Below are 16,656 nucleotides of genomic sequence, written 5' to 3' on the forward strand. Positions count from 1 at the left end.
CCACTGGCGGACCAACCCATCCCGGAGTCCCCGATGTCTGTCCCAAGCATTCTCGTCGTTGACGATTCGCCGTCCCTGCGCCGCATGATCGGCGCCTGCCTGCGTGCCGGTGGGTACACGGTCACGGAGGCGTCGGACGGCAAGGAGGCGCACGAGGTGGCGCGGTCGGGCAGCTTCGACATGCTGGTCACCGACCAGGTGATGCCGGCCATGGACGGCTTGTCGCTGATTCGCGCGCTGCGCGCCACGCCGGCCTACGCAACGATTCCGATGCTGATGCTCTCCACCGAGCACGACGAGCGCATCCTGGATCAGGCAAGGGAGGCCGGCGCGTCGGGTTTCCTGGCCAAGCCGTTCGATCCGGACGAGCTGATGGCATCGGTCGAAGCGCTGCTGGCCCCTCCCAACGAGGGGTGAATTCCGGGCCAAGTTGCCCTTCATTCACACCGCGCTCTGCCGTAAATACGGGAGGGCCGAAAGCGGAAGTCCGGTTCAGGCGTTGCCATGCGCGCGGCGCCGGGCCGACCACTGCAGCGGGTCGCCAGCAGCCGGGGCACGCATTCCCGGCCACGACCAACCATGCCAGCGGGGGCAACCATGAACATCAGCAACAACAAGGCGGACGGTGCAGGCGAAGAGTTCCTGGCGTTTCGCCTTGGCCGGGAAGAGTACGGCATCGACATCCTGAAGGTTCAGGAAATCCGCGGCTATGAATCGGTGACGCAGATCGCCAATGCGCCTGCGTACCTGAAGGGCGTGATCAACCTGCGCGGCACGATCGTCCCGATCATCGACCTGCGCATCAAGTTCAGGCAGGCAGAGATCAGCTACGACCAGTACACGGTCGTGATCATCGTTGACATCGCCGACCGGACCACGGGCATCGTGGTCGACGGGGTGTCAGACGTGCTGACGCTGACCCCGTCGCAGATCAAGCCCGCGCCGGCGTTGTCCGGTGGCGTCGAGACCGACTACATCCGCGGGCTCGGCTCGCTCGAAGGCCGCATGCTGATCCTGGCGGACATCGAGAAGCTGATGAACATCGACGATCTCGCCGCCATCGAGGCCGCGGCCAGCGCCGCCGCCTGAAGTCCCTTCGACTTCGATCCACCACGACCCAATTCGAACGGCTTCGAGCCGTCCTGATTCGCGGCCCTCGGTCGCCCGGCAGGGCGCCCACGGGCCATCAGTACACAGCAGTCACAAGCCCCCAAGCAGTCACAGCCATGCGTAACAACCAGCCAGTCACCCAGCGCGAGCACCCGCTGTCACCCGATGTCTACCTGATCTCGCGAACCGACCTCAAGGGTCGCATCACGTTCGCCAACCGGGCATTCATCGAAGTGAGTGGCTTCACGTCCGAGGAATTGCTCGGCGCGGCCCACAACCTTGTGCGCCATCCCGACATGCCGCCCGAAGCGTTTGCCGATCTCTGGGCCTCGCTCGAGGCCGGCAAGTCGTGGGTGGGCATCGTCAAGAACCGCCGCAAGAACGGCGACCACTACTGGGTGCAGGCCACGGTGACCCCCACGCGCGTGGATGGCCGCGTGATCGGCTACACGTCGGTGCGCTCGATGCCCAGCCGCGAGCAGATCGACGCGGCCGATGCGGCCTACCGGCGCTTCCGCGAAAACCGTGCAGCCGGGCTGGCGATTCGCAATGGCGCGGTGGTCAGAACCGGGCTGGCAGGCCTGTTCGGCAGCCTGACCCGCATCAGCCTGAAGCGCCGCATTCTCTGGGCCCAGCTGGCCGGGCTGTCGTGGTTCCTGGCAGCCGTGTTGGGCAGCCACTGGCTGCCGGTGGAACAGACTGCGCAGCTTTGGCCGTGGCTCTGGGGGGCGTTCGGGCTTGCCGTGCTGTCTTCGTTCGCGGCCGGTTCGATGCTGGTGTCACGCGTGGAGCGGCCGGTGGGAGAGATGCTCGACTTCGCGCTGCGCATGGGCGCCGGCGATCTGACTTCCAGTTTCGAACATGCGTCCAGCGATGAGATCGGCGAACTGTCGCGCGCCATGCGCACCATGCAGCGCAGCCTGCTGTCGGTGGTCCACGATATCCAGGAGGGCATGGCCAGCATCTCGACGGCCACGCACCAGGTGGCGGCGGGCAACAGCGATCTGTCGCAACGCACGGAGCAGCAGGCCGCCTCGCTGGAGGAAACCGCGTCGAGCATGGAGCAGCTGACCGGCACCGTGCGGCAGAACGCCGACAACGCGCAGCAGGCCACCCGGCTGGCGGCCAATGCCTCGGAGACCGCGGTGCGCGGTGGCCAGGCCGTGGGGCGCGTGGTGCAGACGATGGACGAGATCAACGAGGCGTCGCGCAAGATCGTCGACATCATCGGGGTGATCGAAGGCATCGCGTTCCAGACCAACATCCTGGCGCTGAATGCTGCCGTGGAAGCCGCGCGTGCCGGCGAGCAGGGCCGCGGCTTTGCCGTGGTGGCCGGCGAGGTGCGCAGCCTGGCGCAACGCAGCGCCAATGCGGCCAAGGAAATCAAGGGCCTGATCGGCAATACCGTGTCGCGCGTGGAAAACGGCGCGGAACAGGTCGGCCAGGCAGGTGCCACGATGGACGAGATCGTGCAGGCGGTAACGCGCGTGACCGACATCATGGCCGAGATCAGTTCGGCATCGGCGGAGCAGAGCGCGGGCATCGAGCAGGTGAGCGCGGCGGTGATGCAGATGGACGAAGTGACGCAGCAAAACGCTGCGCTGGTGGAGCAGGCCGCAGCCGCGGCAGGCTCGCTGGAAGAACAAGCCGACCGCCTGCGCGAGTCGATCTCCACGTTCCGCGTGAGCATGCAGGCCGAAGTTCGGCCGCAACGCAGGCGGCAAGTGGCAGTGGTTGGTGAAACGGGGAACGAAGCAAGGCTCGTCAACGCCTGAGCTTCCGGTCTTTTCTGACAGAAGAAGGAAGAAGGGGGTAGTTCTATGCAGTGGTTCAATCAACTACGCGTCACAACCAGGCTGATTGCCGGCTTCCTGGTCGTATCCGTAATCGGCGCCATCATCGGCCTGCTTGGCGTGGTCAACATGGGACGCATGGCCGAATGGACCGGCAAGATCTACAACAGCGACCTGAAGGCGCTGAAGGCCGTGCAGGACGGCAACATCAACCTTGTCTATGCCAGCCGCGCGCAGATTGCGCTGCTGTCCGCGTCGACGATGGGCGAGCGGGCCACTGAAAAGGAAGAGATCCAGAAGTCGCTGGCCACGATGGAGGCGCGCGTCAAGTCGGCCAAGGAATCGTTCGTGCAGCCGGAAGGCCGGGCGCTCTTCCAGCAGTACGAGGCGCTGCTGCCGTCGTTCCACGACCGCATGCTGAAGTACGTGGAACTGATCGGCAAGCAGCCGCTCGATACGTCGCAGTTCGAGAGCTCGGTGTTTGCCGAGAGCGCCGAACTGATCAAGGATAGTCGCGCGCTCGAAGACATCCTGTCCAAGATGGTGGCGCGCCGCGACGACCGCGCCAAGTCCAACATGGACGAATCGACCAGCGTCTACAACAGCTCGCGCGTGGCCATGCTGCTGCTGGTGCTGGGCGGGCTGGCCGTGTCGGTGCTGCTTGGCTGGTTCCTGGCACGCCAGCTTTCGCGCCAGCTTGGCGGCGAGCCGGGCTATGCCGCGGCAATCGCGGCGCGCATTGCCGAGGGCGATTTCTCGGGCTCGGTGAAGCTGCGTGCCGGTGACCGCGGCAGCCTGCTGAACGCGATGGGCCAGATGCAGCAGCAACTGTCGCGCATGGTTCGCGAGTTCAAGGTATCCGCCGAGTCGATCGGCTCGGCTTCGAGCGAGATCGCCGCAGGCAACAATGACCTGTCGCAGCGCACCGAGCAGCAGGCCGCCTCGCTCGAGGAAACCGCGTCGAGCATGGAGCAGCTCACCAGCACCGTGCGCCAGAACGCCGACAACGCCCGTCAGGCCAGCGGCCTGGCCGCCAATGCGTCGGAAACCGCCGTGCGCGGTGGCGAGGTAGTGGGCCGCGTGGTGCAGACGATGGGCGAGATCAACGATGCGTCGCGCAAGATCGTCGACATCATTGGGGTGATCGAAGGCATTGCGTTCCAGACCAACATCCTCGCACTGAACGCCGCCGTGGAAGCCGCCCGGGCGGGCGAGCAGGGCCGCGGCTTTGCCGTGGTGGCCGGGGAGGTGCGCAGCCTGGCGCAGCGCAGCGCCAACGCCGCCAAGGAAATCAAGGGCCTGATCGACAACTCCGTGGCGCAGGTGGACAACGGTGCCGCGCTGGTGGCGCAGGCCGGCACGACGATGGACGAGATCGTGCAGGCCGTGAAGCGCGTGACGGACATCATGGGCGAGATCAGCGCCGCATCGGCGGAGCAGAGCTCGGGCATCGAACAGGTCAACCAGGCCGTGGCACAGATGGATGAGGTCACGCAGCAGAACGCCGCGCTGGTCGAGCAGGCCGCGGCGGCTGCCGGATCGCTGCAGGACCAGGCCAGCCACCTGATGGCGTCGGTGTCCAGCTTCCGCCTGTCGCATGATGATGCCGGCGAGCCGGCCGCCTCCGCGGCCCCTGCCGCGCGGTCGGTCGTCACGCCGTCTGGCGCGAAGGTGGCCAGCGCGCAGCGCGCAAAGGCGCGCGTTGCGGGCAAGGCGGCGTCCACGACGGCCAAGGCCGCAGGCACTGCACTGGTGACCACGGCCGCCGCGCAAATCGTTGCGGGCGTTGCTGAAGTTGGCGACGAATCCGCCGATAGCCAGTTGAAGCGCCCCGCGATTACCGCTGGCGCCGCAAGTACCGCTTCGGATAACGGCGACTGGAGCGCCTTCTGACGCTTCGGATGCTTTGAAGCTTCGGATGCTTCTGACCCTACCGGCCCGACTGATGATTGCCGCCTGACGGCATCGCCATGAAGGATGACGCGCGGCCCGGGGCGACGTGTTGCTGACGTTGCCCCGGGCCGCCCTATCGTCGCATGACACCATGAACACCGACATCAGCCTGTCCCTCTCGGCCGAAGCAACCGCAAGGCTGCGCGCAGACTTCGATGCCTTTGTAAAAGTCTCCACGGGGCTTGACGTCCAGTTCATCCCGCCCGCGTTCGATGATTTCCTGCGCGCGCGGCTGATGCAGCAGGACGGCCCGTTGACCGAGCGCGCCGTGATGCGCCTGCTGGCAAGCGGCGAGTACGGATGGGCAAAGAAGGTCTTCGACAAGCAGTTGCCCAACGCGCTGGCCGCGCTGATGCGCGACGCCCAGCGCTTTGGCTTTGGCCTGGCCGTGCAGCCCGAATGGACGCCGCAGCAGCGCGTGGATCACGCGCGCCAGTGGGCCGCGCAGATCCTTTCCGAGGCTGGCGCCGACGCGGCCTTCACGGAAGCGCTGGCTGCCCAGATATCGGCATCGGCTGTCGATATCCGCAAACTCGAAGAGCGCATGAAAACGCCGGCGTGGCGGATTGCAGACAGTCTTCGTCAGCGCGCTTATGACGTCATGTACGCGCTGCAAACCGAACAGAGCGAGGCGGTGGGGCGCAGCAAGGTTGGGGAGCTGCGCGCGCTACTGGGGCTGGCGCTGGAGTACGGATCCGTCAGCGCCGAAGAGGCCGCGCGCGTGCTTGAGCAGGTGGAGCGTGCGCGCCCGCATCTGTTCAGGGAAGCGCCGGATGACATCTTTGCTCGCCTGGCGGCATGGTTGCGGGGCCTCTTTAGCCATAGCGTGGTAGTCCGTCAATAGTGGAAACCGACAGGCGCTGATTTGAGCAGTGACGTGTGCTGCCCAAATTAGAGTATCCGTTCGGTTTTATGACTGTCTCGACATTGATGTAAATCAGAAGACAGTTGACGGATCTGTTACAAAATTCGCCCCCCATGTCTTTTCCGTACGACATTTGCTACCCCCCAACTCAAGTAGGGATTGGCATTTGAGGCGGATTGCCGATATAAACGTAACACTTTCACTTACACTCTGTAACATCTGTAACGTTTTAGGGAAGTAAGTGTTACCAGGCGCAGTACGTTCGTAGTACGTCGTACCCATCGAACAAGCAGCCAAACGATCTGGTCGCCGGCAAGCAACATCCGCCGGTAAGCGCCGGACAAGCTGTCGAGGGTTTTTTGGTAGCGGGGAAAAATTGGAAAGCAGTGAAGTTCTCCAGGAGATCAGGGAGGTTAACCTCGCCTATCTTCTGCTCGCGCAACGACTCGTGCGAGAAAACCAGGTGGAAGCCATGTTCAGGCTCGGCGTCAGCAAGGAAATTGCTGAGATCCTCGCCAAACTGACCTCGGCGCAACTCGTCAAGCTGGCAGCATCGAACATGGTGCTGTGCCGTTTCCGATTCGACGATCACGCGCTGCTTTCCACGCTTACCCACACGGCCAAGAGCCACGATATGCAGCAGATCCACGCTGCTATCCTGCTGGCGCGGCAACCTGTGGAGTCGCTCAATTGACCGCGCTCCTCCAGGCATCGCCGACCCGCAGCTTCACGGCCACTCCCGTCCCCAACCGCAAGAGCGTCCTGCAGGATGCCAACCAGACCCAGCTCGCCATCGAGCTGATCGGCCTGGGTGCACGCCTGCAGGTGCTTGAAGCCGAGACCACGCTCTCGCGCGACCGGTTGATCCGCCTCTACAAGGAGCTCCGCGGCGCGTCGCCGCCCAAGGGCATGCTCCCGTTCTCCACGGACTGGTTCACCACCTGGCTGCCGAACATCCATTCGTCGCTGTTCTTCTCCGCGTACCAGTTCATGGTGCAGGAAGGCGAGACGTCTGGCATTCGCGCGGTCGTGGCGGCCTATCGTCTGTATCTGGAGCACGTTTCGCTGCTCGGCGGCGAAATCGTCTTAAGTTTCACCCGTGCCTGGACGTTAGTACGGTTTTTCGAGAGCAACATGCTGCAGCTTTCCTCGTGCACGTGTTGCGGCGGACAGTTCGTCACGCACGCTTATGAGCCGCACGCGAACTTCGTGTGCAGCCTGTGCCGTCCGCCGTCGCGCGCCGGAAAGGTGAAGAAGCTCTCGAAGGACGCCGCAGCCGCGCAGACCAAAGCCTGATCCATCTGGCCAGACGTCTGCGCAGCAGGTGGGCTCCGGACCGGTGGGCGGTGATCCCGCTCGCCCGTACGGAATGCCCTGATGCGTGCCTGATGCGTGTTTTTCAGACGGGGATCCGATTGTGCTAGTAGTTCTTGGCTATGTCGTCGTGTTGGCGGCGGTGTTGGGCGGGTATGCCATCACCGGCGGTCACATGGGCGCGCTTTATCAACCGGCGGAGCTCATCATCATTGGCGGCGCCGCAGTTGGCGCTTTCATCAGTTCCAACAGCGGCAAGGCCATCAAGGCCACCATCAAGGCCATGCCCACGCTGCTGCGCGGCTCCAAGTACAACAAGGAGCTGTACCTCGACGTGATGGCGCTGCTGTACGTGCTGCTGTCCAAGGCACGCCGCGAGGGCATCCTGTTCCTCGAAAAGGAAATTGCCGATCCGGCGTCCAGCAGCGTGTTCAGCCAGTATCCGCGCATCCTGGCCGACGCCACGATGATGGAATTCCTGACCGACTATCTGCGCATGATGGTCAACGGCAACATGAACGCGTTCGAGATCGAGGCGCTCATGGACCACGAAATCGAAACGTTCCGCCATGAGGCCGAGGTGCCTGCCCATGCGCTGTCGCGCGTCGGTGACGCACTGCCCGCCTTCGGTATCGTCGCCGCGGTGATGGGCGTGGTGCACGCGCTGGCTTCCGCCGACCTGCCGCCGTCCGAACTCGGTGCGCTGATCGCCCATGCAATGGTGGGTACCTTCCTTGGCATTCTGCTGGCCTACGGCTTTGTCTCGCCGCTGTCGTCGCGCATCGAACACCAGGTGGCCGAGAACGTGAAGATGTACGAGTGCATCAAGGTCACGCTGCTTGCCTCGCTCAACGGTTATGCCCCGCTCGTGGCGGTGGAATTCGGCCGCAAGGTGCTGTACTCCGCGGTGCGTCCGTCGTTCCTTGAGCTGGACGACCACGTTCGCGAAGTCAAGAGCCTGACCTGACGGGAGAGCAGCCATGAGCAGCGCCCAGGACCTCCGTCCGATCGTCATCCGCCGCGCCAAGTCGCACGCGAAGCCGCATGGCAACCATAGCTGGAAGATCGCCTACGCGGACTTCATGACCGCCATGATGGCGTTCTTCCTGGTGCTGTGGCTGCTGAGCTCTGCGTCGCCGAAGGCACTCGTCGGCGTGGCCGAGTATTTCCGCATGCCGCTCAAGGTGGCCATTGCCGGCGGCGACAAGAGCAGCCTTTCGAAGAGCGTGATTCCCGGCGGCGGGCAGGACCCGATGGCCAAGGACGGCGAGGTCATGAAGGCGCTCACCAATGATCCGTCCACCGACGCGCAGCGCCGCCGCGACCAGCTCGAGAGCGAGCGCCTGCGTGCGCTGAAGGGCCGTCTCGAACAGATCATCGAAAACAACCCCACGCTGCGCCAGTTCCGCCCGCAGCTGCTGCTCGACATCACCAGCGAAGGCCTGCGCATCCAGATCCTCGATACGCAGAACCGCCCGATGTTCCGCACGGGCAGCGCGGCCGTGGAGCCGTACATGCGCACGATCCTGCGCGAGATCGGCCCCGTGCTCAACGAGATGCCGAACAAGGTCAGCCTTTCGGGCCATACCGATTCGGCCACGTACATGGCGGGCGAGCGTGCGTACAGCAACTGGGAGCTTTCCGCAGATCGCGCCAATGCATCGCGCCAGGAGCTGATTGCCGGCGGCATGCAGGAGGGCAAGGTGCTGCGCGTGCTGGGCCTGGCGGACACGATGCCGCTGGAAAAGAGCGATCTGCTGGCGCCGGTGAACCGCCGTATCAGCATCGTTGTGCTCAACCACCGTGCGCAGGCCCAGTTCGAGGCGGAAAACGCCAGCGCCGCCGAGGTATCGGTGCTGGCGCAGAAGGGACGCACGGCGCAGGACATGCAGGCGCAGCTCCAGGCGGCATCGGCGCCCGCCGGCAAGCCCGCAGGCGCAGGCAAGGGCAAGGTCGAATGAGGCGCGTCGCCTGCGCAGGGCGACGCTTCATCCAGAGCAATCTAGCGAGTCAGGACGATCATGTCTGTCGATATCGATATCACGCAGTTCTACCAGACCTTCTTCGAGGAAGCGGAAGAACTGCTCGTACAAATGGAGCAGCTGCTGCTCGAGGTGGATATCGAATCCCCCGATGCGGAAGCGCTCAACGCGATCTTCCGCGCCGCGCACTCGATCAAGGGCGGCGCCGCGACGTTCGGCTTCACGGCGCTGACCGAAACCACGCACATCTTCGAGAACCTGCTTGACCGCACGCGTCGGCGGGAACTGGACCTCTCGCGGGTCATCATCGACACCTTTCTGGAAACCAAGGACGTGTTGCACGATCAGCTCAACGCCTACCGCAACGGCACCGAACCCGATCCGGAAACGCTGGCGCGAATCTGCGCTGTCCTGCAGCAACTGGCCCAGGAGGCCGGTGGCGAGCCGGCCCACGCAACTGCGCCCGCCCCGGCGCCCGCAGCTGCGGCGCCGGCCGCTGCGCCCGCCGGCGGCAACCTCAAGGTGCGCCTGATCAAGGTATCGGCCGCCGACCAGGCGCTGCTGCGCGAGGAACTGGCCAATCTTGGCGAGATCACGGGCCAGCAGGAAGAAGACGGCGACCTGACCATCTGGCTGAACAGCCAGTGCAGCGCCGACGACATCATTGCGGTCTGCTGCTTCGTGATCGACGACAAGCAGATCGTCGTGGAACCGGCGCCGGCCAGCGAAGCACAGGCTGCCCCTGCCGCCCCGGCTGCAACCACGGCGCCCGCTCCGGCCCCGGCCCCGGCTGCTGCGGCACCCGCAGCCGCGCCTGCCGCCAAGGAGAAGGAAAAGGCCAAGCCTGCCGCCGCCGCAGCAGCGCACGGTCCCGACGCCGGTTCGATCCGCGTGCCGACCGAGAAGGTCGACCAGATCATCAACCTCGTGGGCGAACTGGTGATCACGCAGTCGATGCTGGCACAGACGGCTTCGTCGCTCGACCCGGTGCTGTTCGACCGCCTGTTCTCCGGCATGGGCCAGCTTGAACGCAATGCGCGCGACCTGCAGGAAGCGGTGATGTCGATCCGCATGATGCCGATGGACTACGTGTTCTCGCGCTTCCCGCGGCTGGTGCGCGACCTGGCCAGCAAGCTCGGCAAGCAGATCGACCTGGTCACGTTCGGCAAGGCCACGGAACTGGACAAGGGCCTGATCGAACGGATCATCGATCCGCTGACGCACCTGGTTCGCAACAGTCTGGACCACGGCATCGAAATTCCCGAGAAGCGCGTGGCCGCCGGCAAGGAGCCGACGGGCCAGCTGATCCTGTCCGCACAGCACGCGGGCGGCAATATCGTCATCGAGGTCAGCGACGATGGCGGTGGCCTGAACCGCGAGCGCATCCTGGCCAAGGCCATGCAAAACGGCCTGCCGGGCATCTCGGAAAGCATGCCCGACGACGAAGTCTGGCAGCTGATCTTCGCGCCGGGCTTCTCGACGGCTGAGGTCATTACCGACGTGTCGGGCCGCGGCGTGGGCATGGACGTGGTCAAACGGAACATCCAGGAAATGGGTGGCCATGTGGAGATCAGTTCGCGCCCGGGGCTTGGCACCACCACACGCATCGTGCTGCCGCTGACGCTGGCAATCCTGGACGGCATGTCCGTGCGCACCGGCGAAGAGACCTTCATCCTGCCGCTGAACTGCGTGATGGAGTCGCTGCAGCCGAAGTCCGAGGACGTGCACACTGCCGCCAACGGCGAGCGCGTGATGAACGTGCGCGGCGAATACCTGCCGCTGCTGGAGTTGCACAAGGTTTTCAACGTGGCCAACGCGGTGCAGGAGCCTACGCAAGGCATCGCCGTCATCCTGGCTGCCGAAGGCAAGCGCTTCGCGCTGCTGGTGGACCAGTTGATCGGCCAGCACCAGGTGGTGCTGAAGAACCTCGAAACGAACTACCGCAAGGTGCCGTGCATTTCCGCCGCCACCATTCTTGGCGACGGCAGCGTGGCCCTGATCGTCGACGTCGGCGCGCTGCAGCGTACCGGCGTGCGCCGCCAGGACCTGGTGTCCGCGTAGTAATCGACAGCAAGGAGAACAGACATGGCCGGCATCGGACATATCGAGACCCAGGACAGCGAAGCTTCTGGTCAGGAGTACCTGGTCTTCACGCTGGGGACCGAGGAATACGGCATCGACATCCTCAAGGTGCAGGAAATCCGCAGCTACGAGACGGTGACCCGCATCGCCAACGCGCCCGACTTCATCAAGGGCGTGACCAACCTGCGCGGCGTGATCGTGCCGATCGTGGACCTGCGGTTGAAGTTCAAACTCGGCAACGTGCGTTATGACCACCAGACCGTGGTGATCATCCTGAACGTGGCAGGGCGCGTGGTGGGCATCGTCGTCGACGGCGTGTCTGACGTGCTGACGCTGACCGGCAACGACATCAAGCCGGCGCCCGAGTTTGGCGTGTCGGTGTCCAACGAGCATCTGACCGGGCTCGGTTCGGTCGAAGGCCGGATGCTGATCCTGATCGATATCGAACGCATGATGACCAGCGCCGAGATGGCGCTGATCGAGGCCGAGGCCGCCTGACGCGGTTCGTCCCGTCCTGCGGTTTGCATCGCCGATCTTCGGCACCTAGACGACATACACCATGACGCCGCTCCGTTCTTCCTCCAGCGCCACCGGGAAGCCAGGCGCGGCCGCCGCACCGGGTACGCCGCTGCTGGCGCCGCTGCGCGACGACATGCGTGACTTCCTGCTGACCGAGCGCGACTTCGAGAAGATCCGCGCGCTGATTCACAAGCGCGCGGGCATCTCGCTGGGCAGCCACAAGCGCGAGATGGTGTACAGCCGGCTGGCGCGGCGCCTGCGCGCGCTCCAGCTCAGCGACTTTGGCACGTACCTTTCTCTGCTTGAAGCCGACGATCATTCGGGCGAGTGGGAATTCTTCACCAACGCGCTGACGACCAACCTGACGTCGTTCTTTCGCGAAGCCCATCACTTTCCGCTGCTGGCCGACCACGCCAAGCGCATCGGGCGGCCGTACAGCGTCTGGTGCGCGGCGGCGTCGACGGGCGAGGAGCCGTACTCGATCGCCATCACGCTGGCAGAGGCGCTTGGGGACCGCGCCGGCACCGTGCTGGCCACCGACATCGACACGCAGGTGCTGGCCAAGGCCCGCAGCGGTGTCTATACCGCCGAGCAGGTCGCGCGGCTTTCGCAGGAGCGGCTCAAGCGCTTCTTCCTGAAGGGCACCGGCGCGCGCGCGGGATCGGTCAAGGTCAAGCCGGAACTGGCGTCGACGATCACGTTCGAGCCGCTCAACCTGCTGGCGCCCGATTGGGGGCGGCGCGAGAAGTTCGACGCGATCTTCTGCCGCAACGTGATGATCTATTTCGACAAGCCGACCCAGGGCCGCATCCTGGAGCGGTTTGCGCCGCTGCTCAAGCCGAACGGGCTGCTGTTTGCCGGCCATTCGGAGAATTTCTCGTATGTCACGCGCGCGTTCCAGCTGCGTGGGCAGACCGTGTATGAGCTTGCCGGCAAGGGCGGAGGTTCATGATGCGCGGCACGCCCCAGATGCCAGAAGCCATCGCCACGCGGAAGTACTTCGACCGTGAATTCGACAGACAGGCCATCAAGCTGCTGCCCAACGAGTACTACGTGACAGGCGACGACGTGGTGCTGACCACGGTGCTGGGTTCCTGCGTGGCCGCATGCATCCGCGACGAAGTGGCCGGCGTCGGCGGCATGAATCACTTCATGCTGCCTGACGACGAAAGCGGCGGTGCGGACCGCATGCTGTCCGCATCGATGCGCTATGGCTGCTACGCGCTGGAAGTGCTGATCAATGAACTGCTGAAGATGGGCGCGCGGCGCGAGCGCCTGGAAGCCAAGGTGTTTGGCGGTGGTGCGGTGCTGGCCAACATGACGACCCTCAATATTGGGGATCGCAATGCCGATTTTGTACTGAAGTATCTGCGCACCGAAGAGATCCGCGTGGCCGCGCAGGACCTGCGCGGCCCGCACGCACGGCGCGTCAGCTACTTTCCGCGAACCGGCCTGGCACTGGTGCGAAGGCTGACCCGCCAGGACGATACGGTAGGCGTGGAACGCGACGAACGTGCCCTGGCACGCGCGCTGTCCACATCCACGAGAGCGCCCGCACGAGGTGCCGTGGAGTTATTCACGCGGCAGGTATCGGCCAGGGTGCCGACCTGAAACCTGAAACGCAAGAGACGAACATGACTGCCGCGAAGATCAAGGTGCTGTGCGTGGACGATTCCGCGCTGATTCGCAGCCTGATGACGGAAATCATCAACAGCCAGCCGGATATGGAAGTGGTAGGGACCGCCCCCGATCCGCTGGTGGCGCGCGACCTGATCAAACGCCTGAACCCGGACGTGCTGACGCTGGACGTGGAAATGCCGCGCATGGACGGGCTGGATTTCCTGGAACGCCTGATGCGGCTGCGGCCGATGCCGGTGCTGATGGTGTCATCGCTGACCGAGCGTGGGTCGGAAATCACGATGCGGGCGCTGGAGCTTGGCGCCGTGGATTTCGTGACCAAGCCGAAGCTCGGCATTCGGGACGGGCTGATCGAGTACACCCAGACGATCGCCGACAAGATCCGCGCGGCGTCGCGTGCCAGGGTGCGCGCACGGCCGGACCAGGGTGCCAACGGCGCACCCGCCGCGCCGGTGCTGCGCGCGCCGCTGCTGTCGACCGAGAAGCTGATCATCGTCGGTGCGTCCACGGGCGGGACCGAGGCCATCAAGGAGTTCCTGGTGCCGCTGCCACCGGACTCGCCGGCGGTCATGATCGTGCAGCACATGCCGGCCGGCTTCACGAAGTCGTTCGCGCAGCGCCTCAACGGCCTGTGCCGCATTACGGTCAAGGAAGCCGAGCACGGCGAACGCGTGCTGCCGGGCTACGCCTATATCGCACCGGGCGACTCGCATCTGCTGCTGGCGCGCAGCGGCGCGAACTACGTGGCGCACCTGTCCCAGGAAGCGCCGGTCAACCGCCATCGTCCGTCGGTGGACGTGCTGTTCGATTCGGCGGCCGTTCACGGCGGCAAGAACGTGACCGGCGTGATCCTGACGGGCATGGGCAAGGACGGCGCGCGCGGCATGCTGCGCATGCGTGAAGCCGGTGCCTACAACCTGGCGCAGGACGAACAGTCCTGCATCGTGTTTGGCATGCCGAAGGAGGCCATTGCCACCGGCGGTGTGCATGAAGTGGTGCCCTTGCACCAGATGAGCCAGCGCGTCATGGCGCACCTGGCGACGTTTGGAGCGCGGGCACAACGCGTGTAATGCGCAAGAGGTCAGACAGCAATAATCACCCGGATGGCCTGGCCATTCGCAACCGTATTTTTGGAGCCGTATAGTGGACAAGAGCATCAAGATCCTCGTGGTCGACGACTTCCCGACCATGCGTCGGATCATCCGTAACCTGCTCAAGGAGCTTGGCTTCACCAACGTCGAGGAAGCCGAGGACGGCGCCGCCGGCCTGGAGAAGGTCAAGGACGGCAGCTTCCAGTTCGTGGTGTCTGACTGGAACATGCCGAACATGGACGGTCTGACCATGCTGCAGTCGATCCGTGCAACGCCCGAGATCGCCAAGACGCCCGTGCTGATGGTGACTGCCGAGGCCAAGAAGGAGAACATCATCGCCGCCGCGCAGGCTGGTGCGAATGGCTACGTGGTCAAGCCGTTCACGGCTGCCACGCTCGATGAAAAGATCACCAAGATCTTCGAAAAGCTCGCTCAATAAGAGGTGCTCGACATGTCGACGACTCCGACCTTCAGTCAAGAATCGGCCGAGCAGATCATCCATCGCATCGGCAACCTGACGCGGATGCTGCGCGATAACATGCGGGAGCTCGGCCTGGACAAGGAAATCGAGAAGGCCGCCCAGGCCATTCCCGACGCGCGTGACCGTCTGAGCTACATCGCCGCCATGACCGAACAGGCCGCTGAGCGTTCGCTCACGGCCGTGGAACTGGCGCAGCCGCTGCAGGAAGACCTCGAGGCCAAGGCCACGGCGCTGGACAAGCGCTGGGACGCCTGGTTCGAGAAGCCGGTGGAGTTGGGCGATGCCCGCGAACTGGTACTCGACACGCGCGAGTTCCTGACCGAGGTCCCGCAGAAGACCAAGGCAACCGGCAGCCATCTGCTCGAGATCATGATGGCCCAGGACTTCCAGGACCTGACCGGCCAGGTGATCAAGAAGATGATGGACATGATCCGCACGCTGGAGCAGGAACTGCTGCAGATGCTGATCGACAACGTACCCACCGAACGCCGCGTGGAATCGTCCGGCACGCTGCTCAACGGTCCGCAGATCAACCCCGAAGGCAAGTCCGACGTGGTGTCCGACCAGGCGCAGGTTGACGACCTGCTGGCAAGCCTGGGCTTCTGAACGAGCTCTTGTTTGCTCCCCTCTCCCGCAAGGCGGGAGAGGGGCCGGGGGAGAGGGCAAGCGTATCAGGACGCGACATCGGCAACTTGATCGTCAACGCCCTCTCCCCCACCCCTCTCCCACTTCGTGGGCGAGGGGAGCGCATGACAACGGCCTGCAGCGTTGCAAGACCTGCTGGTCTTCCCCCTCCACGCAGCATCGCATTCACTGGCAAAATCGCGTCAAACACGGTTTCCCCCTGCCAGAGGATTGCCCCATGCATGCTCGCCGTACCGTTGTTGCACTTGCCGCCATCGCGTTTGCCGGCATCGCCCAGGCGCAGACGCTGCCCGTCCCGCAGGTTTCCCCGGCGGTAGACGCTGCCTATTCGAAGCTGGAAGCATCGCCGGTCTACAAGAAGCTGATGGCCGATGTCCGCGCCGATGACCCGCGCGCATTGGGCGAGCTGAAGACCATGACCGAGATCCCGGCGCCGCCGTTCAAGGAAAAGGCGCGCGCCGAGTACTTTGTCGCCCGGCTCAAGGCGCTCGGGCTGACCGATGCCCATATCGATGCCGAAGGCAACGTGATCGGCATTCGCAAGGGTGTTGGCAACGGCCCGAAACTGCTGGTTTCCGCACACCTCGACACGGTCTTTCCGGAGGGCACCGACGTCACGGTGAAAGCGCGCGACGGCAAGCTCTATGCACCCGGCATCGGCGACGACACGCGCGGCCTGGCCGTGCTGCTGTCATGGCTCAAGGTGCTCAACGAGAACAAGGTGCGAACGGTTGGCGACCTGATCTTCGTGGGCAACGTCGGCGAAGAGGAGCTTGGCAATCTGCGCGGCATGAAGGCCGTGTTCCGTGAGCATCCGGACATCGACGGCATGGTTGGCCTGGAACCGGGCACCGGCGACCGCGTGCTGACGCAGGGCACCGGCAGCCATCGCTACGAAGTGACCTTCCGCGGCCCGGGCGGCCACAGCTTCGGCGCGTTCGGCCTGCCAAGCGCGATCCACGCAATGGGCCGCGCGATCAGCAAGATCAGCGATGTGCGCACGCCGACCGATCCGAAGACGACGTTCACGGTCGGTACCGTCGGCGGCGGCACGTCGGTCAATGCGATTGCCGGCGACGCGCGCATGGCGATCGACATCCGTTCGAATGGCACGCCGGCGCTGCTGGAGACCGAGCAACACATCATGGACGCCATTGCGGCGGGGGTTGCCGACGAGAACCGT

The 16,656-nt window shown here is 64.6% G+C and carries 17 protein-coding genes; all 17 read left to right on the plus strand.

Features of this window, described 5'->3' with window-relative positions:
* Positions 1-33: 33 nt before the first annotated feature.
* On the plus strand, positions 34-417 hold the full coding sequence (locus tag B552_RS0118680) for a response regulator (protein ID WP_026035806.1): 384 nt from the start codon (positions 34-36) through the stop codon (positions 415-417).
* A gap of 180 nt (positions 418-597) precedes the next feature.
* Positions 598-1,089 (plus strand): chemotaxis protein CheW, encoded by a 492-nt coding sequence (locus tag B552_RS0118685; RefSeq protein WP_019450578.1) that lies wholly within the window; start codon positions 598-600, stop codon positions 1,087-1,089.
* Positions 1,090-1,226: 137 nt separating this feature from the next.
* Positions 1,227-2,885, plus strand: coding sequence for a PAS domain-containing methyl-accepting chemotaxis protein (locus B552_RS0118690; protein WP_019450579.1), 1,659 nt, complete (start codon positions 1,227-1,229; stop codon positions 2,883-2,885).
* Between the two features lie 45 nt (positions 2,886-2,930).
* The gene (locus B552_RS0118695; RefSeq protein ID WP_019450580.1) at positions 2,931-4,796 is read left to right on the plus strand and encodes a methyl-accepting chemotaxis protein; all 1,866 of its coding nucleotides are present in this window, start codon (positions 2,931-2,933) and stop codon (positions 4,794-4,796) included.
* A gap of 151 nt (positions 4,797-4,947) precedes the next feature.
* A complete protein-coding gene (locus B552_RS0118700) occupies positions 4,948-5,700 on the plus strand; it encodes a DUF4088 domain-containing protein (protein WP_026035807.1) in 753 nt (250 codons plus the stop codon).
* A 397-nt stretch (positions 5,701-6,097) separates the two neighbouring features.
* Positions 6,098-6,415, plus strand: a complete 318-nt coding sequence (gene flhD / locus B552_RS0118705) for a flagellar transcriptional regulator FlhD (RefSeq protein WP_008647543.1) — start codon at positions 6,098-6,100, stop codon at positions 6,413-6,415.
* Entirely contained in the window at positions 6,412-7,017 is a 606-nt protein-coding gene (gene flhC, locus B552_RS0118710; RefSeq protein ID WP_019450582.1) for a flagellar transcriptional regulator FlhC, read from the plus strand. Before flhD ends, flhC begins: the two co-directional genes overlap by 4 nt.
* 121 nt (positions 7,018-7,138) lie before the next feature.
* Positions 7,139-8,002, plus strand: a complete 864-nt coding sequence (gene motA, locus B552_RS0118715) for a flagellar motor stator protein MotA (RefSeq protein WP_026035808.1) — start codon at positions 7,139-7,141, stop codon at positions 8,000-8,002.
* A 13-nt stretch (positions 8,003-8,015) separates the two neighbouring features.
* A complete protein-coding gene (motB, locus tag B552_RS0118720) occupies positions 8,016-8,996 on the plus strand; it encodes a flagellar motor protein MotB (protein WP_019450584.1) in 981 nt (326 codons plus the stop codon).
* Between the two features lie 60 nt (positions 8,997-9,056).
* Complete coding sequence (gene cheA / locus B552_RS0118725) at positions 9,057-11,078, plus strand: chemotaxis protein CheA (RefSeq protein WP_019450585.1); 2,022 nt, start codon at positions 9,057-9,059, stop codon at positions 11,076-11,078.
* 24 nt (positions 11,079-11,102) lie between these two features.
* Positions 11,103-11,597 (plus strand): chemotaxis protein CheW, encoded by a 495-nt coding sequence (locus tag B552_RS0118730; RefSeq protein WP_019450586.1) that lies wholly within the window; start codon positions 11,103-11,105, stop codon positions 11,595-11,597.
* 61 nt (positions 11,598-11,658) lie between these two features.
* Positions 11,659-12,570 carry a CheR family methyltransferase gene (locus tag B552_RS0118735; protein ID WP_019450587.1) on the plus strand — a complete coding sequence of 304 codons (912 nt, stop codon included), beginning with the start codon at positions 11,659-11,661 and terminating at the stop codon, positions 12,568-12,570.
* The gene (cheD, locus tag B552_RS0118740; protein ID WP_026035809.1) at positions 12,570-13,229 is read left to right on the plus strand and encodes a chemoreceptor glutamine deamidase CheD; all 660 of its coding nucleotides are present in this window, start codon (positions 12,570-12,572) and stop codon (positions 13,227-13,229) included. Before B552_RS0118735 ends, cheD begins: the two co-directional genes overlap by 1 nt.
* A gap of 23 nt (positions 13,230-13,252) precedes the next feature.
* On the plus strand, positions 13,253-14,326 hold the full coding sequence (locus B552_RS0118745; RefSeq protein WP_019450589.1) for a chemotaxis response regulator protein-glutamate methylesterase: 1,074 nt from the start codon (positions 13,253-13,255) through the stop codon (positions 14,324-14,326).
* A 73-nt stretch (positions 14,327-14,399) separates the two neighbouring features.
* A complete protein-coding gene (gene cheY, locus B552_RS0118750) occupies positions 14,400-14,786 on the plus strand; it encodes a chemotaxis response regulator CheY (protein WP_019450590.1) in 387 nt (128 codons plus the stop codon).
* 12 nt (positions 14,787-14,798) lie between these two features.
* Positions 14,799-15,434 carry a protein phosphatase CheZ gene (cheZ, locus tag B552_RS0118755; RefSeq protein WP_019450591.1) on the plus strand — a complete coding sequence of 212 codons (636 nt, stop codon included), beginning with the start codon at positions 14,799-14,801 and terminating at the stop codon, positions 15,432-15,434.
* Positions 15,435-15,690: 256 nt separating this feature from the next.
* On the plus strand, positions 15,691-16,656 hold a 966-nt coding region (locus B552_RS0118760), incomplete at its 3' end, for a M20/M25/M40 family metallo-hydrolase (RefSeq protein WP_019450592.1).

The sequence above is a fragment of the Cupriavidus sp. BIS7 genome (assembly GCF_000292345.1).
Lineage (GTDB): Bacteria > Pseudomonadota > Gammaproteobacteria > Burkholderiales > Burkholderiaceae > Cupriavidus.

Excerpts from the sequence above, each read along its gene's own strand:
- B552_RS0118685 (WP_019450578.1), top strand. The coding sequence starts at position 598 with ATGAACATCAGCAACAACAAGGCGGACGGTGCAGGCGAAGAGTTCCTG.
- B552_RS0118735 (WP_019450587.1), top strand. The coding sequence starts at position 11,659 with ATGACGCCGCTCCGTTCTTCCTCCAGCGCCACCGGGAAGCCAGGCGCG.
- cheZ (WP_019450591.1), top strand. The coding sequence starts at position 14,799 with ATGTCGACGACTCCGACCTTCAGTCAAGAATCGGCCGAGCAGATCATC.
- cheD (WP_026035809.1), top strand. The coding sequence starts at position 12,570 with ATGCGCGGCACGCCCCAGATGCCAGAAGCCATCGCCACGCGGAAGTAC.
- B552_RS0118680 (WP_026035806.1), top strand. The coding sequence starts at position 34 with ATGTCTGTCCCAAGCATTCTCGTCGTTGACGATTCGCCGTCCCTGCGC.
- B552_RS0118690 (WP_019450579.1), top strand. The coding sequence starts at position 1,227 with ATGCGTAACAACCAGCCAGTCACCCAGCGCGAGCACCCGCTGTCACCC.
- motB (WP_019450584.1), top strand. The coding sequence starts at position 8,016 with ATGAGCAGCGCCCAGGACCTCCGTCCGATCGTCATCCGCCGCGCCAAG.
- B552_RS0118700 (WP_026035807.1), top strand. The coding sequence starts at position 4,948 with ATGAACACCGACATCAGCCTGTCCCTCTCGGCCGAAGCAACCGCAAGG.
- cheA (WP_019450585.1), top strand. The coding sequence starts at position 9,057 with ATGTCTGTCGATATCGATATCACGCAGTTCTACCAGACCTTCTTCGAG.
- B552_RS0118745 (WP_019450589.1), top strand. The coding sequence starts at position 13,253 with ATGACTGCCGCGAAGATCAAGGTGCTGTGCGTGGACGATTCCGCGCTG.
- B552_RS0118730 (WP_019450586.1), top strand. The coding sequence starts at position 11,103 with ATGGCCGGCATCGGACATATCGAGACCCAGGACAGCGAAGCTTCTGGT.
- B552_RS0118695 (WP_019450580.1), top strand. The coding sequence starts at position 2,931 with ATGCAGTGGTTCAATCAACTACGCGTCACAACCAGGCTGATTGCCGGC.